Source organism: Lysinibacillus sp. NPDC048646, from assembly GCF_050272295.1.
In the GTDB taxonomy this organism is placed as follows: domain Bacteria; phylum Bacillota; class Bacilli; order Bacillales_A; family Planococcaceae; genus Lysinibacillus.
This window is the reverse complement of the sequence record NZ_JBNNLZ010000005.1, coordinates 72,550-97,559: the sequence shown is the minus strand read 5'-3', so window position 1 is coordinate 97,559 and position 25,010 is coordinate 72,550. Positions and strand designations below refer to the sequence as shown.

The 25,010-nt window shown below is 37.9% G+C and carries 22 protein-coding genes; 18 read left to right on the top strand and 4 right to left on the bottom strand.

The annotated features are described in order from the left end of the window. Nucleotides 1-32 precede the first annotated feature (32 nt). From ACQKII_RS08115 to ACQKII_RS08090, 6 genes are all read left to right on the top strand, one after another. A complete protein-coding gene (locus tag ACQKII_RS08115) occupies nucleotides 33-1,730 on the top strand; it encodes a M3 family oligoendopeptidase (RefSeq protein ID WP_427458145.1) in 1,698 nt (565 codons plus the stop codon). Between the two features lie 478 nt (nucleotides 1,731-2,208). Beyond that, on the top strand, nucleotides 2,209-3,288 hold the full coding sequence (locus tag ACQKII_RS08110; protein ID WP_427458143.1) for an AI-2E family transporter: 1,080 nt from the start codon (nucleotides 2,209-2,211) through the stop codon (nucleotides 3,286-3,288). 13 nt (nucleotides 3,289-3,301) lie between these two features. Then, on the top strand, nucleotides 3,302-3,916 hold the full coding sequence (locus tag ACQKII_RS08105; protein ID WP_427458141.1) for an NUDIX hydrolase: 615 nt from the start codon (nucleotides 3,302-3,304) through the stop codon (nucleotides 3,914-3,916). Nucleotides 3,917-4,222: 306 nt separating this feature from the next. Next, nucleotides 4,223-4,687: a hypothetical protein gene (locus ACQKII_RS08100; protein WP_427458139.1), complete on the top strand. Its 465-nt coding sequence runs from the start codon at nucleotides 4,223-4,225 to the stop codon at nucleotides 4,685-4,687. Between the two features lie 21 nt (nucleotides 4,688-4,708). Further along, on the top strand, nucleotides 4,709-4,900 hold the full coding sequence (locus tag ACQKII_RS08095; RefSeq protein ID WP_427458138.1) for a hypothetical protein: 192 nt from the start codon (nucleotides 4,709-4,711) through the stop codon (nucleotides 4,898-4,900). Nucleotides 4,901-4,918: 18 nt separating this feature from the next. Continuing rightward, nucleotides 4,919-5,533, top strand: coding sequence for an alpha/beta hydrolase (locus ACQKII_RS08090; protein WP_427458136.1), 615 nt, complete (start codon nucleotides 4,919-4,921; stop codon nucleotides 5,531-5,533). A 96-nt stretch (nucleotides 5,534-5,629) separates the two neighbouring features. Here ACQKII_RS08090 and ACQKII_RS08085 read toward each other — a convergent pair whose 3' ends face one another. From ACQKII_RS08085 to ACQKII_RS08075, 3 genes are all read right to left on the bottom strand, one after another. Further along, on the bottom strand, nucleotides 5,630-7,741 hold the full coding sequence (locus tag ACQKII_RS08085) for an MMPL family transporter (RefSeq protein WP_427458134.1): 2,112 nt from the start codon (nucleotides 7,739-7,741) through the stop codon (nucleotides 5,630-5,632). Between the two features lie 162 nt (nucleotides 7,742-7,903). Beyond that, nucleotides 7,904-8,920, bottom strand: a complete 1,017-nt coding sequence (locus ACQKII_RS08080) for an inorganic phosphate transporter (protein ID WP_427458132.1) — start codon at nucleotides 8,918-8,920, stop codon at nucleotides 7,904-7,906. 20 nt (nucleotides 8,921-8,940) lie between these two features. Further along, nucleotides 8,941-9,561, bottom strand: coding sequence for a DUF47 domain-containing protein (locus ACQKII_RS08075; protein ID WP_427458130.1), 621 nt, complete (start codon nucleotides 9,559-9,561; stop codon nucleotides 8,941-8,943). Between the two features lie 421 nt (nucleotides 9,562-9,982). On the opposite strand from ACQKII_RS08075, the gene ACQKII_RS08070 reads away from it, so the two are divergent. Continuing rightward, a complete protein-coding gene (locus ACQKII_RS08070; protein WP_427458128.1) occupies nucleotides 9,983-10,669 on the top strand; it encodes an ABC transporter ATP-binding protein in 687 nt (228 codons plus the stop codon). A gap of 1 nt (nucleotide 10,670) precedes the next feature. Beyond that, nucleotides 10,671-11,990 carry an ABC transporter permease gene (locus ACQKII_RS08065; RefSeq protein WP_427458126.1) on the top strand — a complete coding sequence of 440 codons (1,320 nt, stop codon included), beginning with the start codon at nucleotides 10,671-10,673 and terminating at the stop codon, nucleotides 11,988-11,990. Between the two features lie 149 nt (nucleotides 11,991-12,139). Here the strand turns inward: ACQKII_RS08065 and ACQKII_RS08060 are convergent, their stop codons facing one another. Next, complete coding sequence (locus ACQKII_RS08060) at nucleotides 12,140-13,300, bottom strand: class I SAM-dependent methyltransferase (protein WP_427458124.1); 1,161 nt, start codon at nucleotides 13,298-13,300, stop codon at nucleotides 12,140-12,142. Nucleotides 13,301-13,524: 224 nt separating this feature from the next. Between ACQKII_RS08060 and hflX the strand changes: the two genes are divergently transcribed. The 10 genes from hflX to ACQKII_RS08010 all read left to right on the top strand — a co-directional run bounded on the left by hflX (nucleotide 13,525) and on the right by ACQKII_RS08010 (nucleotide 25,010). After that, nucleotides 13,525-14,811, top strand: a complete 1,287-nt coding sequence (gene hflX / locus ACQKII_RS08055; RefSeq protein WP_427458122.1) for a GTPase HflX — start codon at nucleotides 13,525-13,527, stop codon at nucleotides 14,809-14,811. Nucleotides 14,812-15,129: 318 nt separating this feature from the next. Further along, the gene (locus ACQKII_RS08050) at nucleotides 15,130-16,617 is read left to right on the top strand and encodes a peptide MFS transporter (protein ID WP_427458120.1); all 1,488 of its coding nucleotides are present in this window, start codon (nucleotides 15,130-15,132) and stop codon (nucleotides 16,615-16,617) included. 161 nt (nucleotides 16,618-16,778) lie between these two features. Then, complete coding sequence (locus ACQKII_RS08045) at nucleotides 16,779-17,924, top strand: M20 peptidase aminoacylase family protein (protein WP_427458118.1); 1,146 nt, start codon at nucleotides 16,779-16,781, stop codon at nucleotides 17,922-17,924. Next, nucleotides 17,924-18,748: a GNAT family N-acetyltransferase gene (locus tag ACQKII_RS08040; RefSeq protein WP_427458116.1), complete on the top strand. Its 825-nt coding sequence runs from the start codon at nucleotides 17,924-17,926 to the stop codon at nucleotides 18,746-18,748. The genes ACQKII_RS08045 and ACQKII_RS08040 overlap by 1 nt, the downstream gene beginning before the upstream one ends. Nucleotides 18,749-18,770: 22 nt before the next feature. Further along, nucleotides 18,771-19,877 carry an o-succinylbenzoate synthase gene (gene menC, locus ACQKII_RS08035; RefSeq protein WP_427458114.1) on the top strand — a complete coding sequence of 369 codons (1,107 nt, stop codon included), beginning with the start codon at nucleotides 18,771-18,773 and terminating at the stop codon, nucleotides 19,875-19,877. Nucleotides 19,878-19,942: 65 nt separating this feature from the next. After that, nucleotides 19,943-20,998, top strand: a complete 1,056-nt coding sequence (locus ACQKII_RS08030) for a YkvI family membrane protein (RefSeq protein ID WP_427458112.1) — start codon at nucleotides 19,943-19,945, stop codon at nucleotides 20,996-20,998. Between the two features lie 287 nt (nucleotides 20,999-21,285). Then, nucleotides 21,286-22,236, top strand: a complete 951-nt coding sequence (locus tag ACQKII_RS08025; protein WP_427458110.1) for an ABC transporter permease — start codon at nucleotides 21,286-21,288, stop codon at nucleotides 22,234-22,236. Beyond that, nucleotides 22,229-23,182 carry an iron chelate uptake ABC transporter family permease subunit gene (locus ACQKII_RS08020; RefSeq protein ID WP_427458108.1) on the top strand — a complete coding sequence of 318 codons (954 nt, stop codon included), beginning with the start codon at nucleotides 22,229-22,231 and terminating at the stop codon, nucleotides 23,180-23,182. The genes ACQKII_RS08025 and ACQKII_RS08020 overlap by 8 nt, the downstream gene beginning before the upstream one ends. After that, the gene (locus ACQKII_RS08015; RefSeq protein WP_427458106.1) at nucleotides 23,179-23,940 is read left to right on the top strand and encodes an ABC transporter ATP-binding protein; all 762 of its coding nucleotides are present in this window, start codon (nucleotides 23,179-23,181) and stop codon (nucleotides 23,938-23,940) included. The genes ACQKII_RS08020 and ACQKII_RS08015 overlap by 4 nt, the downstream gene beginning before the upstream one ends. A 59-nt stretch (nucleotides 23,941-23,999) precedes the next feature. Next, nucleotides 24,000-25,010: a siderophore ABC transporter substrate-binding protein gene (locus ACQKII_RS08010; protein WP_427458104.1), complete on the top strand. Its 1,011-nt coding sequence runs from the start codon at nucleotides 24,000-24,002 to the stop codon at nucleotides 25,008-25,010.

Below are 25,010 nucleotides of genomic sequence, written 5' to 3'. Positions count from 1 at the left end.
CACCGTGTATACGACAGAAAGAGGGGACTTCTATGACAACTTTTAAAGATTATGAATACCAGCGTCCAAATGTGGAGGCATTGAAAGAACAACAATTAGCTTTAATCGGGCAATTTAAGCTTGCACAAACTGTTGAGGAACAAAGTAATCTTATTGAGAAATTAAATAAGCTAAGTAATGACTATGCTACCATGGCAAACTTAGTTTATATTCGTGCGTCCATTGATACAAATGATGCGTTTTATCAGGTCGAACGCGATTATTTCGACGAAGTTGGCCCAGAGTTAGAAGAAGTTACTACAGAATACTATAAAGCGCTAGTTGCTTCGCCATTTCGCGGACAATTAGAAGAAAAGTGGGGACAACAGCTATTCGATTTAGCTTCCTACCAAATTAAAGGCTTTTCACCAATTGTCATCGATTTAATGCAAAAAGAGAATAAACTGGTTTCTGAGTATAATAAGCTAGTTGCCTCAGCACAAATCGAATTTAATGGTGAAACATTAACACTTGCACAGCTTGGTCCATATGCTGAATCGACTGAGCGCACCATGCGTAAAGCAGCAACTGAGGCACGATTTAGCTTTTTCGCAGAGCATGAAGAGGCGTTTGACCGATTATTTGATGAACTAGTAAAGGTACGTCACGAAATTGCTGTGAAACTGGGCTATAAAAATTATGTTGAACTTGGTTATATACGCATGAACCGTATTGATTATGATGCTAATATGGTGAAAAAATTCCGAGACCAAGTGCGTGATTTAATCGTACCTGTGGCAACAAAGCTTTTTGAACGCCAGGCGAAACGTATCGGCATCTCTGATTTTAAGTTCTATGATGAAAATTTAAACTTCTTAACAGGAAATGCTACACCAAAGGGTGACCCTGAGTGGATTGTTGCGAATGGCAAGAGTATGTACGAGGAATTATCAACTGAAACAGGTGAATTCTTTAACTTTATGATCGATAATGATCTAATGGATCTAGTGGCGAAGAAGGGGAAAGAAAGTGGCGGTTATTGTACATTTATTGAAAATTATCATGCACCGTTTATCTTTTCGAACTTCAATGGAACGTCTGGTGATATCGATGTATTGACACATGAGGCTGGACACGCCTTCCAAGTATATTCAAGCCGTAATATTGGCATTCCAGAATACTTATGGCCAACATATGAATCATGTGAAATTCACTCTATGAGTATGGAATTCTTTACGTGGCCATGGATGGAATTATTCTTCAAGGAAGACACAGAGAAGTACAAATTCGCACATTTAAGCAGTGGTTTATTATTCCTTCCTTATGGGGTTGCCGTTGATGAGTTCCAGCATGTTATTTATGAAAATCCTGAGATGACACCAGCAGAGCGTAAAGCAGCATGGAAAAAAATTGAGGAAACATATTTACCACATCGTGATTATGACGGCAATAGCTATTTAGAAGTAGGTGGTATCTGGCAGCGTCAAGCGCATATTTATGCGAGCCCGTTCTATTATATTGACTACACATTAGCGCAAATTTGTGCATTCCAATTCTGGAAACGCTCGCGTGAAGAATTTGCGGCGGCTTGGAAGGATTATATACATTTATGTGGCTTAGGTGGTTCAATGTCATTTACCAAGCTTGTGAAGGAAGCAGGATTAATTTCACCATTTGAGGAAGGCTGTGTTGAATCGGTAATTGGTGATATTGAGAACTACTTAAATTCAGTTGACGATACAAAATTATAGAATGTCCAAGAGCCAGTTCTGAATGGATATAGTGCTCCTGAAAAAATATTGAATACTCTATTTGAAAAATTTCGCGATATTCCTGCGGGACAACAAGCCAAGCAAGACCTCGGAGATGCTTTTGCATCTCCGAGGTCTTGTGGACCCCTGCGGAAAGAGAGCGGAATTTTTTTTGTATCAAAAGTTAAGGTATTAACTTGAACATGAGGGGTCCAATATGTAGGAACAAGAGGCTATTCTTCATTTCCTATCTTGATTTTTTGATTTTCATAACAGTAAAAAATTTGCGAGACTCTTGTAAGTAATAGTTACGATGAACAAATAAGTGCTATCATCATCTATAGGATTGGAAATCTTCTGTATCTGATGTTACTCTTTGATGATATGAATAATTTGCTGAATTAATACTAGGATACTTGCGAAATGGTTAATATATAAGTAGTATTTTCAGTAACTGTGATAAAAGGAAGTGACGAGAGTGACGAGGAAAGTCTGGTTTCAGGTTGGAGTAGGAATTTTACTAGCTCTATTAATTACTAAATATTTTATAGAAATACATTGGATTTTTTCACCGCTCGCTATTATTCTAAAAACTATTTTTGTGCCATTGTTATTAGGTGGCGTTTTGTATTATGTGACAGAGCCAATACAGCGATTTTTAGAGAAACGCAGATGGCCTAGGTGGGCAAGTATACTGACGATTGTCGTTGGGCTCATTGCGCTTGTTGGTGGTTTGGGCTTGATTATTGGGAGTCCAATCGCGACACAGGTAAATAATCTTGTGAAAAGTGCGCCTATGATTGGAGCAAGCATTCAAGATGCATCGGAATATGTATTACGAAACAGGGAAAATTTCCCACCGCAATTAACATCCTTTATTAATCATGTAGCAAACTCAGTACAAGATATTGCAGTAGTGGCAAGTAAAGGACTTGTTTCGTTTTTACAATCTATTGTATCTGCTTCTTTATTGGCAATTTTAATTCCATTCTTTTTCATTTTTATGTTGAAGGATCATGAGAAACTTGCGCCTTCGATTTATAAATATTTTAGTGGTGAACGTCGTGAATGGGTGAAAAAAACGTTAAGTGAAATTGACGATGTTTTACGTAGCTATATTCAGGGGCAATTGCAAATTAGTTTTTTATTGGCTCTAATTATGTATGTTGGTTTTTTAATTATTGGTTTAGAGTATTCGTTGTTACTCGTAATTTTTGCTTTCTTTATGAATATGATACCATTTATCGGACCTTGGATTGCATTGGCACCAGCTGTTGTTGTGGCTGTCATGCAAGATCCGATGCTTGTTATTTGGGTATGTGTAGTTACGCTTGTCGCACAGCAAATCGATAGCAATTTTATTACGCCAAATGTGATGGGGAAATCACTTGATATTCACCCATTAACGGTCATTACGATCATTTTAGCGGCAGGAAATATTGCTGGATTTATCGGTATTATTATAGCCGTACCGTTTTATGCGGTATTGAAGGTAATCGTGTCCAATATTTATGATGAACGAAATGCAATAAAGAAAAAGGCTACGAAGTCAGTATAGGGGTCGAAATAAAATGGAGCAAGAAATCGTTAAAGTTTTTAATGAACAGTACGAACAAATTGGAACAGCTACACGAGCTGAAGTGCATGAAAAGGGCTTATGGCATGAAACGTTTCATTGCTGGCTTGTAAATAAGGACTATATTTATTTCCAAATTCGTAGCTCTCAGAAGAAGGATTACCCTGGTTTACTTGATATTACTGCGGCAGGACATCTATTAGCGCTTGAGACAGTTGAAGCAGGTATTCGAGAAGTAAAGGAAGAGCTAGGTCTTAGTATCAATATTCAAGAAGTTGTGCGGATGGGCATGACGTCTTGCAGCATTGTATCTGAAAAGATGATTGACAATGAATTTTGTCATGTATACTTGTATCCATTTGAACATGATTGGGATTCTTTTGAGTTGCAATACGAGGAAGTATCAGGTGTTGTGAGGGCGAGACTGGATGAAGCACAATCATTCTTTTTGGGAGAAACAGTGACGCTTAATATTGAGGGTTATGAATACTTCCCAGATGGTCAACGAGGTAGAGTTGTGCGACCTGTGAGTACAGCGCAATTTGTACCGTACAGAGAGCTTTATGTTGCACAAGTTATTGAATTTGTAAAAAATGAGATGTTTAAATAGCACTATATAGTCAAAATACTTAACAGTAGGACAAGCCCATAACAAGGTTTGTCCTACTATTTTTAAACGTAGAAGTGGTAGGTAGATTGTTCAGCTCCTCGCATTTGAAATCATGTGAATTGAAATTTAGTTTCTGACAAACTCAGTAGTGAAGCTTTATGCACAATGTTTAAAAACAGATTGGTTCAACGTACAATCAGTGGGGTGAAGAAGACCCCACTGATTGAAGTTTCACCTTATAGTACGATATAACAGGCAAAATAAGTTATACTGTAAGTTAGATTGAAAGAAAAGGAGCATTTTTATATGCTAACATTTGAACAAAAGCAAGCGGTTATAGAATCATTTCCTGAACTAACGAAGAAGGAAATTTCAATGAAACGTGTAAATTATCATTTCAAGGATAGCCTATACGAAAAGACGATTGTCGTGGAGAAACTTCATCCAAATGGCAATGGTTTTGTCTTTGTAGGGGATCTACTTCGTTATGAAAACGAGGCAAGTGACAAAGGATTAGTGAATATTCGTGATTACGATGAGCAACGGCTTCGAGAAATTATTGAAGATGCTATTCAATATTTAGCGGAGGAACAAGAAGCGGAAGCACCTATCGTTGAATTATGGCGCAATCGTGAGGGCGATAAATTAGAGCTTGCCTTTGAGCAACGTTCTTGGAATATTTATCATGGAGAAAATTTAGAGGAAGCCTTTGGCACATATGATGCAGCAAAGGAATATTTACTGGAAGAGGGCTTTCGTAAAAAGAACTAAGTTAGACGGGGGAAACTTTCGATGAATGGGAAAAAATTAGTGGGCATTGTTATTGTTGTTGTAATAGTTGTATGTTTATTTTCAGTATTTACGATTACTAATTTTTATAAAAACAATCAAGAGCAGCCAAATAGCGAAAATCGTGAAATTAATAAGTCAAAGAGCTTGAATTTAATCTTACCACAGGCTACAATTATCTCGAATTCAAGATAATTGAGAGGTGGTCTGTTTATGCAGCACGTTTTTCATAAAGGAACAGATGAATCAAAACCAACCCTATTACTTTTACATGGGACAGGTGGTAACGAGCATAGCTTAATCGGCCTTGCAAAGGAAATTGATGAGACAGCGAATATATTAAGTGTTCGTGGGAATGTTATGGAAAACGGCATGCCGCGCTTTTTCCGCCGTCTTGCAGAAGGCGTCTTCGATATAGAGGATTTAATCTTCCGTACACAAGAGTTACATGATTTTTTGACTGAGGCTGCAGAACAATACGGCTTTGATCGTAAACGTATTGTAGCTATTGGTTATTCAAATGGTGCCAATATTGCAGCGAGCTTGCTATTCCATTATGAGGATGCATTAGCAGGTGCGATCTTACATCACCCTATGGTACCTAGACGAAATATCGAATTGCCAATATTATCTTCGATTCCAGTGTTTATCGCTGCTGGTACGAATGATGCTATGTGTACAGCTCAAGAATCACAAGACTTGGAGGCGCTTTTGTCTGCTGCCGGAGCCGACGTAATGACCAAGTGGTTTAATTACGGCCATCAACTAACAATGCCTGAGGTAGAAGCTGCTAGGGAATGGTATAAAATTAATTATACTGAAGCCTAGATTCGATAGTTCTACGAATAAAGCTAGAGATTATTAAAAATACCGAGGACATCTGTAATAGACGTTCTCGGTTTTTTATGTTTCTAATATCGGGTATTATTTATTCTTTTTAGCAAAAGGTAACCACCAGTTCCAATCGCCAAATAGTTTCATGAGACTAGGGACAAGCATAAGGCGAATGATTGTTGCATCGATGGCAACTGCGACCGCAATGCCGACCCCGATTTGCTTCACGGGCATTACATCTGTGAAAGCAAATGCTCCTGTAATAACAATCATGATGAGTGCAGCAGATGTAATAATACGGCTAGTAGATGTCAGCCCATCAATTGTTGCGCGTGTATTATCTGAACCTTTTAGATATTCCTCCTGAATACGTGATATTAAGAAGACTTCATAGTCCATACTCAAGCCGAACACAAGACAGAATACGATTACTGGAATAATAAGAACAATGGAACCAGCTTCGATTCCGAAATGACCATATTGGAAAATATACACGAGAATCCCAAATGCCGAAGATAATCCAATGATATTCATCATAATGGCTTTAATGGGGATTAAAATAGAACGGAAAGCGAGCATTAAAATAAAGAAAGTTGACACGATAATAATCAATACTGCTAAGAATATTTTACTCGCAATTTCATCGAAAATTTCTTGGTTAAATTTCGCATGTCCACCAAGCGCAAAATCGACCCCTAAATCTTTGTCCATCCACGTTCTAGCAAAATCTTGGGCAGCGGTGGATGAACCAGCAACATTTAATGTAATAGGGATAAACAATTGTGTATCCTTTGAAAAAGCATTGAGAACTGGTTTTAATTGTTCCGCTGCTTGCGGAATTTCCAACGAAGCTGATAATTCATCGGGTGTTTTGATATTAGCGGTAGTAAAAATAGTCGATACTGTATCTACAAGCGGATCTTCCAGTAGTTGTTCTTGAATCGTGTAAATAATGTTTCTCGCCTCTTCATCATCCCAACCTTTCTTGCGCTCTGCAAGTAAGTATAAAGTGGAAGTTTCGCCAAGCCCAAATGTTTCATCTAACTTATCGTATGCTGCACGTGCATCGTATTTTGTTGGTAAAGAATCCACCTGTGGAATCGTCAGTCGAATATCTTTTAGTGGAATCATGCCGATACCAAGTAAAAGTAAAGCCACAATGACAATAGTTACTGGTCGTTTCATGACGAAGCCTGCAAAGCCTCGCCAACGATTTGCGCCTCCTGGCTTTACACGTAGTATACGCCACTTATTTAAACGATCCCCTAATAACATCATTGTGGCTGGTAATAATGTTAGACCAGAAATCACTGCAAGTAACACAACGATTGTGCCACCTAGTGCGATATTGTGAAAAATTTCTACGTTAATTACTATCATTGCACCAAGACCAATCATTACACAAACGGCGGAAAATATAATTGAACGTCCAGCTGTTTGAATAGCTGTTTGGATAGCTTGTGCGATCGATGTGTGTGCACGTTCTTCGCGATAACGATTGATAAATAGTAGCGCAAAATCAATGCTTAATGCGAGCCCTAACATTGGTACGATATTTAACACGAAAATGGATAAATTAACACCACCGCTTAATAATGTCAGAATCCCAAATGCTGTGACAACTGTAACGACACCAATGATAATCGGTAATATGGCCGCTACAACAGTCCCAAAAGCAAGTAATAGTACGACAATGGCAATTGGTAGACCTATTGCTTCGGCGGATGCTAAATCTTTTTGACTTGCAGTATTAATATCCTCTGAAATAACAGGTCCACCCGTTATACTGACACCGTCATCCTCTATTAGTGAACGAACTTCTTTTACGACTTCAGGAAGATTTTCAACATCATTATTAAAATGAACCATCGCATAGGCAATACCATTCTTTTGCAAAGAGGCATCTTCCAGCGGTGACTGAATAGAATGAATGGCTTCGATATCGTCTAATTTTTGCAATGTCTCTTGTATTTTTTTATCCTCTGCGGGATCAAAGACCACTAAAACTGTATCAGCAGGTAAATCAAATGTTTTTGCTAGCTCATTTGTTACATAGGAATGATCAGCTTCGACAAAAAAACCGTCCCCTTGGAGTTTACTTGGAAGCTGTATGGCAAACACTACCATTGCAATAAAAAGAACAAGCCATATAGCAACGATGACCTTTGCATGAGCAGTGATGAATTTTGAGAAAGTTTTCATATTGATTATGTAGCCCCCTTTTTACACTAGTGTAAAGGTTGTGTCACATTTTGTCGTGTGACAAAGTAAAGACTCCTGCCCATAAAAGAGCAGGAGTCAAAAAAACATCCGTTGGAGAATTTAATGTTATGGAGCAGGCGTTTAAACGCATAGTCAATAACATTAAAAGAATAGTGATAAGCAGAAATATATTATAGATGCCATTACAGCTGAAATTGGCATCGTGATGATCCAAGTAGTTACAATTTTACGTGCCATGCCCCAGTTTACACCACGTACACGTTGTGCAGAACCAACACCCATGATAGATGAAGAAATAACGTGTGTTGTGGATACTGGCAAGTGAACTAAAGTAGCACCAAAAATAACTGTTGCGGAAGCTAAGTCCGCTGCCACTCCATTAACTGGACGGATTTTCATGATTTTACCGCCAACAGTTTTAATAATTTTATAGCCACCAATAGAAGTACCAAGACCCATAGCGGTTGCTGCAGCAGCTCGAATCCAGAAAGGGATTTCGTCCCCTGAGTGCAAGCCACCTGCAATTAACGCCATCGTCATAATCCCCATCGCTTTTTGCGCATCGTTTGTACCATGCGTAAACGATTGAATAGCGGCAGTGAAAATTTGCATTGTACGGAAGCCTTTATTTGTACGGTACAAATTTAAGTTTTTAAACAGTAATTTAAACAATGTCATCATTAGAAAGCCAGCGCAAATGGCAATGATTGGCGAAAGCACTAATGCCGTTAAGATTTTTGTAAAACCACCATAGTTAAGTACATCGAAACCAGCAGAGGCTATGGCTGCGCCAGCAATTGAACCGATTAACGTATGGGATGAGCTTGATGGTATACCAAAATACCAAGTAAGTAAATTCCAAATAATAGCTGAGAATAACGCCGCTAATATAACGACAGAACCTGTTGTGTCACCTTCAAAGGCATTTAAAGCAAAGGGATCTACAATGTCTTTTGTAAGTGCCTTTGCTACACCTACGAAGGTAATAGCACCGATGAAATTCATCGTAGCTGCCATAATAATTGCCACACGTGGTGGCAATGCTCTAGTGGAAACCGAAGTAGCGATAGCATTTGCTGTATCATGGAAACCATTAATAAAGTCAAATGTTAGGGCAAAGATGACGACTAGTACGGTTAATATAATAATTGTGTCCATTGTAAGTGCCCAGCTCCTAATTACGCGTTACGCATGATAATTGTTTCCATTGTGTTGGCAACGTTTTGACAATAATCAGCGATATCTTCTAATTGTTCATAAATATCTTTAAACTTAATAATTCGGATTGGATCTTTTTCATTTAAAAACAATTGCTTAATCGAAGTACGTTGCACTTCATCACATTCGCGCTCATAGTCTTTAATTAAAATTGCATGTGGGCGCATGCCGATAAGATTCTTTTTCTTTAACTCTTCAGTTGCTTTAACAATTTCGTCGGCACTTTTAGAAATATAGCCTAGGAAAATACGCATTGATTCGTCAACTTCTGTCAATGAGAACATTTCAAAGTGAGCGATACAATGCTCCGTACCATCTAACACATCGTCCATACGAATCGCTAATTCTAAAATATCCTCGCGCTCGATAGGTGTCATAAATGATTTATTTAGCATCACGATTAGCTCATGAATAAGTTTATCGCCAGCTGTTTCGTAATTTTTCATGGTAATGCTAATCTCTTTCAAGTCAGCTACACTGTTAATCCGAAAATCATTTGCGTAATGTACGGCCTCTCTTATATTCTCAGCAATTTTATGCAATGCTACAAAGAAAGGGTCTTGTTTTTTTGAGTTAAGCATGTAAATCGAATCCTCCTGGATGTATATAAAATAATCGACCATTAAACTTTACTATCATAACAAAATCTTTAGTTTATCTACATAAAATTCATCTAATCTCCATAAAACTTTACATTCCCGTAATATTTAATTTGTTCACAAATAGGAATGGTATTGATTGTACTCATTTTTATAGGTACAGAAAAAAGCCTATAGAACAACATTTTTTAAAAAATAAAAAGCTGTTTAGTACAGAAAATAGCCTTGCGGATTACTGTTTTTTAGCTCTGTTTTAGATTTAATTGTAAAGGGATTGTAAAGGCGTTCGATTGTTATTAGTGTTCCCTGTTTTCTTAAGAATATCTTCACTTTTATCCTTCAATATTATTAAGAATTCTTTTCTACAATGGAGTAAGAATGAGAAGGGAGCGTTTAAACGATAATGATCCAAGTCGAGAATTTACAACATACATTTTTAATAGGGAAAAAGGGTAAGGAAAAGCGTGTGCCAGTATTAAAGGGCGTAAACTTTGAAGTGAAGCAGGGAGAGATTGTCGCAATTGTTGGCAAAAGTGGCTCTGGTAAATCAACTTTGCTACAAACTTTAGCGGGATTTATGAAGTCTGAACAAGGCTCCATAAAGGTAAACGGACAGGAAACTGCAAAGCTTACAGAAACGGAGAGTGCAGCTTTTCGCTTGCGACAGTTCGGGTTTATCTTTCAAAACTTTCAACTGATGCCTGGCTTGACGGCGTTTGAAAATATCGAGTTACCTTTAAAATTACAAGGTACTAGCAAGGCGGTTCGAAAAGAAAAAGTGAAAAAAATAATGGACAAGGTCGGACTAGCTGAGGTAGCAGACCATTATCCGAATGAATTATCAGGTGGTCAGCAACAACGTGTTAGTATTGCAAGAGCTTTGATTACGAATCCACCTATCTTGCTAGCAGATGAGCCGACAGGAAGCCTTGACTCTGAAACAGAGCAGGATATTTTACTGCTCATACAAAGCTTGAACCGCGAATATGGCTTAACCTTTGTCATTATTACGCATGATGAAGAAGTAGCGACGATTGCACATCGACGTTTTCGTATGTATGATGGCGAGCTTGTAAAGGAGGATGCGTAACATGTTATTTAAGGATCAACTAGACTTTGTCACACAACATATTAAGAAAAATAAATTACGCGTTTTTATGACAGTGTTAGCTGCAACAATGGGTTGTGCATTTTTGATTGTACTTGCATCCGTAGGCTTTGGCTTACAAGATTCAATTCGTAATGAAATATTATCAGATGAAAAGGTTACGAAGATTCAAGTATACGGAGACGGGCAATTTACAGACGAACAAATAGATGAAATTAAGGCGATAGAGCATGTTGAAACTGTACTTGAAACTGTATCCGTCAATGCAAATGCGCATTCCTTTTTTGAGGATCGTGATACAAACTCCAATTTATATGTAACAGATATGCAGGATTTCGAGAAAGTTATGGGGAAACTTGCAGAAGGGAGATATCCGACAAAACCTAATGAAATCATTGTGGGCTACCACTTTGGTCAAACACTATTAAATGATGCAGAACGTGATGTAATTCAAGAAAAAAATAAGAAAGCTGAAGCGGAAGAAACCTATTATGATGGCAATGAGGAAGGTTATAAAGATTCCTTAATTGGTCAAGAAATTGAAATGTCTTTAGTGCCTAATATTGCTGAAGGTACTGAGTCTGAAAAAATGACATACACCATTGTCGGCGTGACTAAAAAGCCTTCTTATGATTGGAAGATTGAGAACTCTGTTTATATGGATACAGAACAGCAAGCTGTATTAGCTGCGAACATGTCAACAACAGGCGATTTACTAGACGATGAAATGTTCTATGCGGAATTTAATATTTTTGCAGACAGTATGGAAAATGTAAAACCTATTTTAGAGAAGCTAAAGAGCAAAGGGTACAGCGTTTTCTCTGTAACTGAACAATTAGAGCAGATGGACGTATTCTTCCTTGTATTGAAAATTGGCTTAATATTTGTTGGGACGATCGCGGTATTGATTGCTTCGATTGGAATTTTTAATACGATGACGATGGCTGTTACAGAGCGTACACGTGAAATTGGTGTGTTAAAGGCTATTGGAGCTAGTCCAAAACTAATTCAACGCTTGTTTTTAATGGAGAGCACGTTTATAGGAATCCTGGGTACGTTGATTGCTGTAGTGATTTCATATGTCATTAGCTTTGCTGCAAATGCAGTATTGCCATTTATTCTTAAAGCAGCTACCGGGGAAGAAGCATTTAGTACGAATGACATTACGTTCTCGCTAATTCCATGGCAGCTTGTGGTTATTGCATCAGCTATAAGTGTTGGTGTAGCAATGATTTCGGGTTACAGACCAGCACGGAAGGCAACGAAAATAGATGTTATTCAAGCATTACGACAAGAGTTATAATTTCATAGGTGACACTTCAACAAAAAACGAAGCTAATGGCAATAGGACAGCGATATGACAAAATTTTTGGTAGCTACCTATTTCGGTCAGTTCGTTTTCTAGGCAACCTAAATAACCCGAGACACATATTTTGTCTCGGGTTTTCATAATTATAAGTATGATTTTAGTTCATTAGCTAAAAATGGCTTCGCATTCAACAGTGTTACAAAGGCATCATATTTGGCACGTTGTTCTGGACTAGTTTTTTTGCCAGTACGATACGCTCGTATTAAAATATTTTTCGGCGTATTTTCCATGTCTATAAACTCCAGTAATTGTGCTTCATAGCCAACCAGAGATAGTATTTCTGCGCGAATAGCATCAGTCGCTAGAGCAGCAAAGCGTTCACGGACAAGCCCATGCTGTAGCATAATGTCGAGAGCCGGAGTATGAAGTTGGCGGTTTAACTCATGCTGACAACAAGGTACACTTAATATAACACTTGCCCCCCATTTGACAGCACGTGATAATGCCATATCCGTTGCTACATCACAGGCATGTAATGTCACCACCATGTCCACTGTGGACTCATCATTATAGTCATTAATATCCCCGACTAAAAATTCAAGCTGTTCATAGCCTAAATCCTGTGCGATACAGGAGCACTCCTCGATCACTTCCTTTTTTAAATCTAAGCCAGTAACGCGAATGTCCAAGCCCTTTTCAATTTTTAAATAATGATATAAAGCAAAGGTTAAATATGATTTTCCTGAACCAAAATCTAGAATACGAACTGGTCGATCTTTAGGTAAATAGGCTAAAGCATCGTCGATAAATTCAATGAAACGGTTAATTTGTTTAAATTTATCGTACTTTTGCTTTTTAACCTTACCTTCCTCTGTTTGTACACCAAGTCGAATTAAAAATGGGTAAGGTGTCGCATCGTCAAGTAAGTAGTTTTTCTTTCGATTATGCGAGAGGTTTACTGATTTTGGTGCCTCTGTATTATTGGATTTCCATAATACTTTGTTTTTTTTCGAAAGTTGTACTTGTACTTTTTCACCCATAAAATCTATATGTGCTTGACGAAAATCTTCGAAAAAAGCTTCAAGCTTAGTCGGGAATTCCGCCAGTTGAACGTTTTCATGTTTCAAGATGCGTTCATATTGGTATTCAATTTGTATATGATAAACGTCTTTTAACATTAATGGTTTTAGTTTAATACGCTTTACTTCATTTGATTTCATTCGTGGCTGACTAATTGTAGCCGCTATGAGTTGTTGTTGTAAAATTTGCTCTTGCAGTTGAGCCTTCATTTCTTCAAATGTCATTTTTTCGCCTTCTTCATTGTGTGATAGATGGCAATAGTGTAACACAATTTTTTAAGAGCTACGTTAAATTCAATTTCTAACTGTTTGGATTGTGATGACGTGCGGAACAAGAGTGGATGTCCTTTTCTAATGATACCGAGTAAAAGTCACAGATTGGGGCATTATATGGTAAGATGGAGAAAATTTGTCGTAGCGTCACCAAGGCGTTGGTGGGAGGTTTGTGAATGGATAGAATAAAGGAAGTAGATGTACTGCAGGAAAAGGCAATTTTAGTTGGTGTGAATTTGCGTAATGATACGCATTTTGATTATTCCATTGAAGAGCTTACAAATTTAGCAGAAGCTTTGAATGTGGAAGTTGTAGGCACCGTGACGCAAAACTTAGAGCGTGTTACGCCTTCTCATTATGTGGGAACGGGTAAAATCGAAGAAATTAAAAATTTTTATGATGAAGCGCAAGCCAATCTCGTCATTTTTAATGATGAATTGTCTCCTTCTCAAATCCGCAATCTAGAACGCGATTTAGAAACGAAGGTTATTGATCGGACAATGCTTATTTTAGATATTTTCGGTCGTCGTGCTAAAACTCGTGAAGCCCAAATGCAGGTAGAATTGGCACAGCTACAATATATGTTGCCACGTTTAGTCGGATTACATGCTTCACTTAGCCGTCAAGGTGGAGGTACAGGGGGCGGCTTTAAAAACCGTGGTGCCGGTGAGACAAAGCTTGAGTTGGATCGTCGTAAAATTGAGGATCAGATTTCAAAAATTAAAAAAGACCTAGAGCAAGTGAAGGAACAACGGGAAACACAGCGTAAGCAAAGACGCAAAAATGCTATACCTGTCGTATCCATTGTTGGCTATACGAATGCTGGGAAATCAACCATTATGAACCAGTTTCTTGCGAAAATTGGACAAGAGGATCATAAACAAGTATTTGAGAAGGATATGCTATTTGCAACACTCGAAACGTCTGTGCGTCAGATAGAGTTGTCCGATAATAAATCATTTTTATTAACGGATACAGTCGGCTTTGTTAGCAAATTACCTCATCATTTGGTTAAGGCCTTTCGCTCGACACTAGAAGAGGCACGTGATGCAGATTTACTGCTTCATGTTGTAGATGTGTCCAATGAGGAGCATGGTTTTATGATGGATGTAACGAATGAGACGTTAAAGGCAGTTGGGGTTGAAGGCATTCCAACTATTTATGTATATAATAAAGCGGATCTAGCAAATGTTCCTTACCCGATAATCAGTGGCGATAATATTTGGATTTCTGCAAAGCAGGGTGTTGGCTTAGACGAATTACTACAAATGATACGTCAGTATATTTTCTCTGATTATATAACATGTAAAATGCTTATTCCTTATGAACAAGGAAATGTGGTGTCTTATCTAAATGAAAAATCAACCATTCATGAAACGGCATATGAAGAAGAGGGTACCTTATTGACGCTTGAAGCAAAAGAAGCTGATTATGCAAAGTATCAGCAATATGTCGTTAAATAACAATGATGGAATCAACGACGAATATCGTCGTTGTTTTTTTATGGAATGAGATATATAGAAAATTCAGATTAAATATTATTTTGGAATAATTTGATGTAGGGATACGGTAAAAGAGTAAGAAAACTTAGATATATCAATGATTTTAGCGAAAATAACTAGAATCAATCAGAATTTAGTGAAAAATGATAAACTTTCAACATTTAAAAAAACTGTTGATAAAGTGATGAAAACGCTTTACTATGATGAAATATAGTTTTTTTTCCTTATTTATGGGTAATAATATTATTAAGGGATAATAAAAACGGGAGAGGGTATTGTATGTCTACTAAAGATGAAATTGTAAAATCCGTCCCTCAAAATGGCTTTGTCGGACACCCTAAAGGGCTCTTTACTTTATTTTTCACTGAATTCTGGGAACGTTTTTCATACTATGGTATGCGAGCGATTCTAATTTTCTTTATGTATTATGAGTTGAATGAAGGCGGTTTAGGTTTAGATCGTGGTACAGCAAACTCCATTATGGCTATCTATGGATCACTTGTCTATATGTCGGGTATAATCGGTGGTTGGATTGCCGACCGACTTTTAGGTACGCGTAGAACTATATTTTATGGTGGCGTATTAATAATGATTGGTCATTTACTGTTAGCATTTCCTGGAGGCGTGAGCATGTTGTTTGTCTCAATGGCCTTTATTGTTATTGGTACGGGGCTATTAAAACCAAATGTCTCAAGTGTTGTTGGAGATATTTATGCTGAGACAGATAGTCGTCGCGATGCAGGTTTCTCAATTTTCTATATGGGTATTAATATGGGTGCGTTTATTGCGCCGTTTATTGTCGGAACAATTGGACAAAAGTATAGCTTCCATTTAGGATTTGGTTTAGCAGGTATTGGTATGCTAATTGGTTTAATCGTTTATAAGGCAACAGAGAAAAAATATTTAGGTTTAGCAGGCTTACAGGTAAATAATCCATTAAAGCCTGAAGAACGTAAAAAAGTATTTACGCAATTCGGCATTATTGCCTTACTAATAATAATTGCAGGTGCGATTGGCATTAAAACAGGCATACTAACAATGAATGTCTTTAGTCTAATCATTACCGCATTAGGTATTATCATTCCAACAGTGTTCTTTATCTATATGTATCGCAGCGAGAAAACAACGAAGGATGAGAAATCTCGTCTGCTTGCTTATATTCCGCTATTTATATCTGCTGTTATGTTCTGGGCCATCCAAGAACAAGGGGCAACTATTTTAGCAACGTATGCAGATGAGCGTACTCGTTTAAACATTGGTGGCTTTCATCTTCAATCGTCTTGGTTTCAATCTTTAAATCCATTATTCGTTATTACCATGGCTCCGTTATTCGCCATGCTATGGCTAAAATGGGGCGATAAGCAACCGAAGACACCACGTAAGTTCTCTTACGCATTATTCTTTGCGGGATTATCATTTTTAGTGATGATGATTCCGGCGCACCTATCTGGTGGACAAGTATTGGTGAGTCCTTGGTGGTTAGTGCTGTCATTCTTCTTAGTTGTGGTAGGGGAATTATTGCTATCACCGGTAGGTCTTTCAGCTACAACGAAATTAGCACCACAGGCTTTTGCAGCACAGACAATGTCACTATGGTTCTTAACAAGCGCCGCAGCGCAAGCCATTAACGCACAGCTTGTAAAGGTATATGAAGTCGTAAGTGAATTCACGTACTTTGGCTTTTTAGGTTTATTGTCAATCGTTATTGGTGTGATCTTATTATTGCTTTCACCAATTATATCTAAAGCAATGCGCGGTATTAATTAGTAAAAGGATGTCAGGGTAGTCTAGTGATGGACTGCTCCGGACATCTTTTTTTGTGTTTCGTGTGGTTGATTTGCTAAATAAGGGCATAAGTTTCTGTGTAGAAAAGAAATTTTTTCCGTTATAATAATCTTAATAGTATGAAAATTAAAGGGGTGGTTGCTATGAAAGAAGCGTTGGATCGCTTGAGACCAAGGTTAATGGAGATTTTTACGTATTTACATGCACATCCAGAGAAAAGCTGGTATGAGATAGAAACAACTAATTATATTATTGATCTACTAACGCGTGAAGGATTTTCTCCAAAACGCTTTAAAAATTGTACAGGACTCTATGTGGACGTAGGAGAAGGTAAGCCAAAAGTTGGTTTGCGTACGGATATGGATGCGTTGTGGCAGGAGATAGATGGTGAGTTCCGCGCCAATCACTCCTGTGGGCATGATGGACATATGACGATGGCCATTGGTGCTCTTTTATTGTTGAAAGAACAACCACAATCATTCAATGGCACAATTCGTGTAATTTTCCAACCAGCAGAAGAAAAGGGGACGGGTGCGTTAGCGATTCTACAAGAAGGAATAATCGATGATTTAGACTATCTATTTGGTGTTCATGTAAGACCTGTACATGAACTAGAGGATGGTGCCTATTGTGCTGCATTGTACCATGGTGCTTCGAGGCTGCTTGAAGGGGAAATTATTGGCGAGGATGCACATGCTGCAAGACCGCATCTTGGTATCAATGCGATTGAGGTAGGGGCAACCATTATAGAAGATTTGCGTACGATTCATACAGATCCTATGATCCCTGTATCGATCAAGATGACAAAATTTCAAGCAGGGGGAGGGTCGGGCAATATAATTCCCGGAAGAGCATCTTTCACTATTGATATACGAGCTCAACAAAATGATGTCATGGATACACTTGCTCAAGGTGTAAAGCGAGTAATAGATTCTTCGAAAATCTTGCATAAAGTTCAAATTGAGTTACGTACGGTTGCGAACATTGTGGCGGCAGAGGTAGATTCAAGTGCGCAATGTATTATGGAGCAGGCGATTGTGAAAGCGACAGGTTTATCGAATTTAAGAAAGCCTATACGAACACCAGGGGGTGAGGATTTCCACCATTATGCTGTTCAACGACCACATTTAAAATCTACAATGCTAGGTCTAGGCTGTGGTTTAACACCAGGATTGCACCATCCGAAGATGAAATTTAAGCAGGCAAGGCTTGTCACTGGGGTTGAAATTCTTACAAGGGCTATATTGCTAGCATTAAAAACAGGGAATATAGGGGAGGCGTCAGTATAATGTTAGAAAAAGTATGTATAAAGAAAGTGATAACACCTGTAGAAATTGTAAAAGTGCAACACTTAAATGCAGAAATATGGGGAAGTCAGGCAATTCCCTCACACCAGTTGCTCGCCGTTGTGCAAAATGGGGGATTAATACATGGTGCCTATCTGGAAGATCAACTGATTGGCTTTAATTACTGTTTTGTTGGCTATCAAGAAGGCAAAATGTATCTTCACTCGCACATGATTGGCGTGGAGAAAACATATCGTGAACAAGGTGTAGGGGAATTATTAAAACATGCACAACAAGATTATGCAAAAGAAAATGAGTTTCATCTTGTGCGCTGGCTATTCGATCCCTTAGAAGCACGGTTGGCTAATTTATCTTTCTTGAAATTAAATGCCGTTAGCTGTCAATACAAAACGGATTACTATGGTCCATTACAAGATGATTTTAATGAAGGACTACCCTCAGATCGACTTGTTGTTGAGTGGTGGGTTGAGCGCAACCATGTAGATGATTGCTTAGATGAATTAGAAGAAATTGCAGAAGAAATTGTTCCGTGGTCAATGACGGTGGATGGACTCCCTGTACTTGATAAAGATGGTGAATTTCAGCGCGACCAAATATTTATTAGGGATGCTTACTTATTAGCAATTCCACAATATTTGCAAAAAATGAAAGTAGAAAGTCCGAAGCTTGGGGAGGACTGGCGATATAAGATCCGTACAATTTTAACGACCTTATTTGAACAGGAGTATGCTATCGTTCGAGTGAAAAAGCACAAGGAATATGTGAATTTTTATCTGTTAGTTAGACGCTCTTTATTAGCCTTATAATAAGAATAAGGAGTGAATGCTTATGAGAATAGAAGAAATTACAATTAGACATTTGAAAATGGCGATGAAAGCCCCATTTAAAACAAGTTTTGGTACGATTCATGAAAAAGAATTATTACTTCTAGAAGTGAAGGATGTATCCGGAACGATTGGATGGGGAGAAGCGGTAGCCTTTGTAGCACCGTGGTATACAGAGGAGACATTAAAAACGACATGGCATATGCTAGAGGACTTTTTAATGCCTACCTTGCTACATAAAGATATTGTGCATCCGGATGAGGTCAGTGCTATGTTTGCCTCTATCCGGCGTAATTGCATGGCGAAGGCTTCAATTGAAGGAGCGGTTTGGGATATATATGCACAGCAAACGAAGCAGTCTCTTGCCCACGCATTAGGCGGAAGTAAGGAGATGATTGAGGTAGGAATTAGTGTAGGGATTCAATTGTCCACCGAGAAATTAATAGATTTGATAAAAGGCTATGTGGAAATGGGTTATAAACGTGTAAAAATAAAAATAAAACCAGGTCAAGATGTTGAAGTGATTCGTGCTATTCGTGCTGAATTCCCAGACTTGCCTTTAATGGCGGATGCAAATTCTGCCTATACTTTACGTGACATTGAGGTGTTACAGCAACTTGATGCATACAACTTACTAATGATAGAGCAGCCACTTGCGGCCGACGATATCATAGATCATGCCAAACTACAAAAGCAGTTGAAAACGCCAATTTGTTTAGATGAAAGTATTACATCTTTGGAGGATGCTCGAAAGGCGATAGAACTTGGTAGCTGTGGTGTCATAAATATTAAAATTGGACGGGTAGGAGGCTTAACTGAAGCTAAGAGAATTCATGACTTGTGTAAAGAAAAAAATATTCCTGTTTGGTGTGGCGGTATGTTAGAGGCTGGAATCGGACGAGCGCATAATATTGCCTTAACGTCACTCGCTAATTTTATATTGCCTGGCGATACAGCGGGTTCAAATCATTATTGGTATGAGGATATTATTACACCTGAAGTGATTGTAGAAGATGGCTATATTCGTATTCCACAGACTATTGGTATTGGGTATACGCCTAATTTGGACGTAATTGAAAAATTGACAATCAGCAAGAAAATCTACAAATAGAAACATTCATTAGCGGGAGTCGTAGTACCTGCTAGCACGGGATAAATTAACGGGGAGAGAATTGATTGAAAAAGAGTTTGCAAATCGGTGGTGCCTATGTAGGAATTATCGTCGGTGCGGGGTTTGCATCAGGACAGGAAATCGTACAGTACTTTACGAGCTATGGCTATAAGGGGATTTATGGCGCACTTATTGCTACATTAGGATTTGCCTTTGTAGGAATGTGTATTGCGCAAATTAGCTCAAGACTGCGTACAACATCACATAAGGATTTGATTTATCAAATTTCAGGTAATACTATTGGTTTCGTGATGGATTATTTACTGTCACTCTTTTTATTTGGCGTGGCCGTAATTATGTTTGCTGGAGCGGGCGCTACATTTGAGCAAATGTTTGGCCTGCCGGTCTGGATGGGAAGTATTTTTATGATAGCCCTAACCATTGTCACAGTGATGATGAATGTGAAAAGTATCATTAACATTATAGCCATTGCTACACCCTATTTGCTAGCAGTCGTAACAGTTATAGCAGTTTATTCATTAGCGACGATGGAATTATCCTTTGCAGAACAAGTTGTGATTGCCGAACAACAATTAAGAGTAGAATCCAAAAGCTGGTGGGTCACGGCTTTACTATACATGTCCTTTAATATGGGTGTATGTTTCTCACTTCTTACCGTGATGTGTGGATCTATACGAAATGAAAGAGTTGCTGGCTTGGGAGGCATTATCGGAGGGATTCTGCTAGGAGCATTAATCTTACTCATTAATCTCTCGCTACTTGCCAAGATGAATATCGTAGGCGGATTAGATATCCCGATGCTCGCCTTAGCGAATGAAATACATCCGATAATTGGTCTATTAATGTCACTATCATTGTTAGGCATGATTTATAATACAGCAGTTGGGATGTTTTACTCGTTCATGGTACGCTTCTTTAAACCGAAAAAGCCTAGCTTTAAGGTTGCTGTACTCTTCTTAGGTGCATTAGGCTTTTTAGCAAGTCTTGCAGGTTTCACAACACTCGTATCGAAATTATATGCTGTGATGGGTTATCTAGGTTTTATCTTAGTGGTGTCAATTGTTTTTGCTTGGTTAAGGGGAATACGTAGATTAGCTTGATTAATAAGGTGATTGAGAAAAGTAAAATGCTTTATTCTCAATTACCTTTTTCATTTGGATAAAAAACTTGTGGAAGATTGAATTGTTTTTGTCTTAAAAAAAGTCAGAAATGTCGATAAATCATTATTTATACTTGTTTTTTAGTCAATGTAAAATAAAGCGAGAATAATTCTCATTTGAAGGTTGACTGATAATACAAACACGCTTATAATGAGAATCGTGAGTAATGATAATCATTTTCACTAGAAAAAGGTTAACTTACAAAAATGAATCTACCGGGGATTACAATGAAAATAAGATATCTTTTAACAGCAACTGTTGTGTTGTCTATCGTGTCGTTGTTTATCGGTGTAGTAGATATTAAGCCGAGTGACCTATTAGACTTCGAATCAGAGGAAACTAGACTTTTTTTAATTAGTCGTATACCGAGACTTGTGGCAATTTTGCTTGCAGGGGCAGGTATGAGTATTGCTGGTTTAATTATGCAAAGCTTAAGTAGGAATAAGTTCGTATCGCCAACGACAGCGGGAACTTTAGACGCAACGAAATTAGGCATACTAATTTCAATGATGTTTTTCACAAATGTCACGTACTTTCAAAAAATTTCCTTCGCTTTCATATTTGCTTTAGCCGGCACGTTATTATTTATGCAAATATTAAATCGAATCAAATTTAAAGATGCGATATTTATACCGCTTATCGGCCTAATGTTCGGAAATATTCTTTCGTCGATTACGACATTCTTTGCGTACAAGGCGGATATTATCCAAAACATTTCTGCATGGTTACAAGGAGATTTCTCATTAATGATGAAAGGTCGTTATGAGCTTTTATACATAAGTGTGCCTGTGCTGATTTTAGCTTACATTTATGCGAACCGCTTTACTGTAGCAGGCATGGGCGAGGATTTTGCCAAAAATCTTGGTCTTTCCTATAAGTTTGTTTTAAATTTAGGTTTAGTGTTAGTAGCACTTATATCAACAACAGTGGTATTGACGGTTGGGGTTATTCCATTCCTTGGTTTAATCATTCCGAATATTATTTCGCTGTTCAAAGGGGATAATTTAGCGAAGACATTACCCCACACAGCCTTGTTAGGTATGTCATTCCTATTATTCTGTGATATTTTGGGCAGGATATTAATTTTCCCTTATGAAATTCCGATTAGCATGACAGTCGGTGTTATCGGAAGTGCAATCTTCCTATTTATGTTGTTTAGGGGGAAAGCATATGCGTAATAGTAAGAAGCTGTTAATTTTAGTAGGACTAGCTATAGTCTTTGTATTACTATATGTGTTTTATGAACTAAATGGCAACTATCATTACGCGTTCCCGCGTCGCTTAATTAAAGTGGTAGCAATGACGTTAACTGGAGTAGCAATTGCCTATTCTACAGTTGTTTTCCAAACAATTACACATAATCGTATTTTAACGCCAAGTGTAATGGGTCTCGATGCTTTATATATGTTGGTTCAAACAATTATCTACTACTTCTTTGGCTCGATGTCGGTGTTCGTTATTAATGCACAATATAATTTTTTACTAGCTGTTTCAGCAATGATTATTTTTGCGTTAATTTTCTATCGCGTATTGTTTAAAGAAGGAAAACGTCCAATTTACTTCTTGCTGCTTGTCGGCATGATTGTCGGAACGTTTTTAGGAAGCGTCACAACGTTCTTCCAAGTATTAATTGATCCGAATGAGTTTTTGAGTTTACAAAGTAAAATGTTTGCAAGCTTTAACAATGTCAATTCGGATTTAGTATGGCTAGCAGGGCTTGTTATTGTGATTACCTTTATTTTTGGCTGGCGTCATATGAGTCAACTAGATGTTATGTCTCTTGGTCGAGATACAGCAATAAACTTAGGGGTACCCTATGATAAACTTGTACAGCGCATGCTTATATTATCTTCGGTATTAATTGCCGTTTCTACTGCACTTGTTGGGCCAATTACTTTCTTCGGCTTAATCGTGGCGAATTTATCGTATCAGTTTTTCAAGACGTACAAGCATTCTGTGTTAATTGCAGGCTCTTGTATAATGAGTATTGTTGCTTTAGTCGGTGGGCAGTGGGTGGTCGAACGTATTTTTAATTTCGATACAACACTTAGCGTTATTATAAACTTTATAGGTGGCGTATATTTCATCTACCTATTACTCAAGGAAAGTAGGTCAGCAGGATGATCCAAGTTAAAGAAATTTCTAAGTATTTTGGAAAAAAACCGGTCATTCAAGATGTCAGTGTTGAAGTAGCAACAGGGAAAATTACGTCCTTTATAGGACCGAATGGTGCTGGTAAATCAACACTGCTTTCAATGGTAAGCCGTTTACTTAATGCAGATACTGGAGAAGTATTACTCGATAAATCGGACGTACGTCGTTGGAAATCAGATGATTTTGCAAAGCGCGTTTCGATTTTAAAGCAGTCGAACTATATGAATGTGCGCCTAACAATTCGTGAACTTGTATCTTTTGGTCGTTTTCCCTATTCAAAAGGAAATTTAAAACCAGAGGATGAAGTAAAAGTAGAAGAGGCACTTCAATATATGAATTTGGAAGATCTCCAACATAATTATTTGGATGAATTATCAGGGGGTCAGCGTCAACGTGCCTTTATCGCAATGGTGATTGCACAAGACACAGACTATATCTTACTCGATGAGCCACTGAACAACTTGGACATGAAGCACTCGGTGCAAATCATGAAAATCCTGCGCAAATTGGTGGACGAGTTAGGAAAAACGGTTGTCATTGTATTACACGATATTAACTTTGCGTCGGTGTACTCTGATTATATCGTAGCATTAAAAGATGGACGCGTTGTCAAAGACGGGCCAACACATGACATCATTACTTCGGATGCGCTTAAGGAAATCTATGATATGGATATCCCTGTTCAAGAACAGGATGGTTGCCGCATTTGCGTGTATTTTAACGCTTAGGAACAAAGATGATTAAAGTCATCTGAAAAATATAAAACAATTAAAGGAGCAATTTCACTATGAAAAATTGGAAATTACTTACAGTATTAATGGCTATGATGCTATTAGTATTAGCTGCGTGTGGTTCAAAAGACGAAGCAAAAGAAGAAGATAAAGGTTCAACAACTGATAACAAGCCTGCAGAGGAACAAAAGGACGAAGCAACTGCTTACCCACTTACAATCCCAGGTAGCACAGTTGATGAAAGCACTTTTACTGACGTTACTTTAGAAAAAAAACCAGAAAATGTTGTTGTTTTTGACTATGGTTTCCTTGATACTTTAGACGCTTTAGGTGTTGAAGTTGCAGGTGTTGCACAAAAATCAGTTCCTGAATATTTAAGTAAATACACAGACACAACTTATGTAAATGTTGGTTCTTTAAAAGAGCCTGATTTTGAAGCATTATCTTCTATGAATCCAGATATTATTTTCATCTCTGGTCGTCAAGCATCTGCTTACGAAGAATTATCTAAAATCGCTCCAACTGTATACATTGGTGTGGATGACGCTGATTTCGTAAACTCTTTCAAAACAAATACTGAATTAGCTGGTAAAATCTTTGGTAAAGAACAAGAAGCTGCTGATGCATTTGCTGCATATGAAGCAAAAGTAGAAGAAATCAAAGCTAAAACTGCTTCATCTGAAGAAAAAGCTTTAATCGTTTTAGGTTCTGAAGGTTCATTATCTGCTTATGGTCCTGGTTCACGTTTCGGTGTGATTCACGATGTATTTGCTGTAAAACCTGCTGATGAAAAAATTGAAGTATCTACACATGGTGCAAACGCATCATTCGAATATGTACGCGATACAAACCCAGATGTATTATTCGTAGTTGACCGTGATGCTGCAGTAAATCCTGAAGGCGAATCTGGTACGAAAGCGGCAATTGAAAATGAAATCGTTGGTGCTACTAATGCAGCGAAAAACGGTAAAATCTTCTATTTAGATCCACAATACTGGTACCTATCAGGTGGCGGTATTACATCTGAAACTGCAAAAGCTGACGATGTTTTAAAGGCATTTAACTAA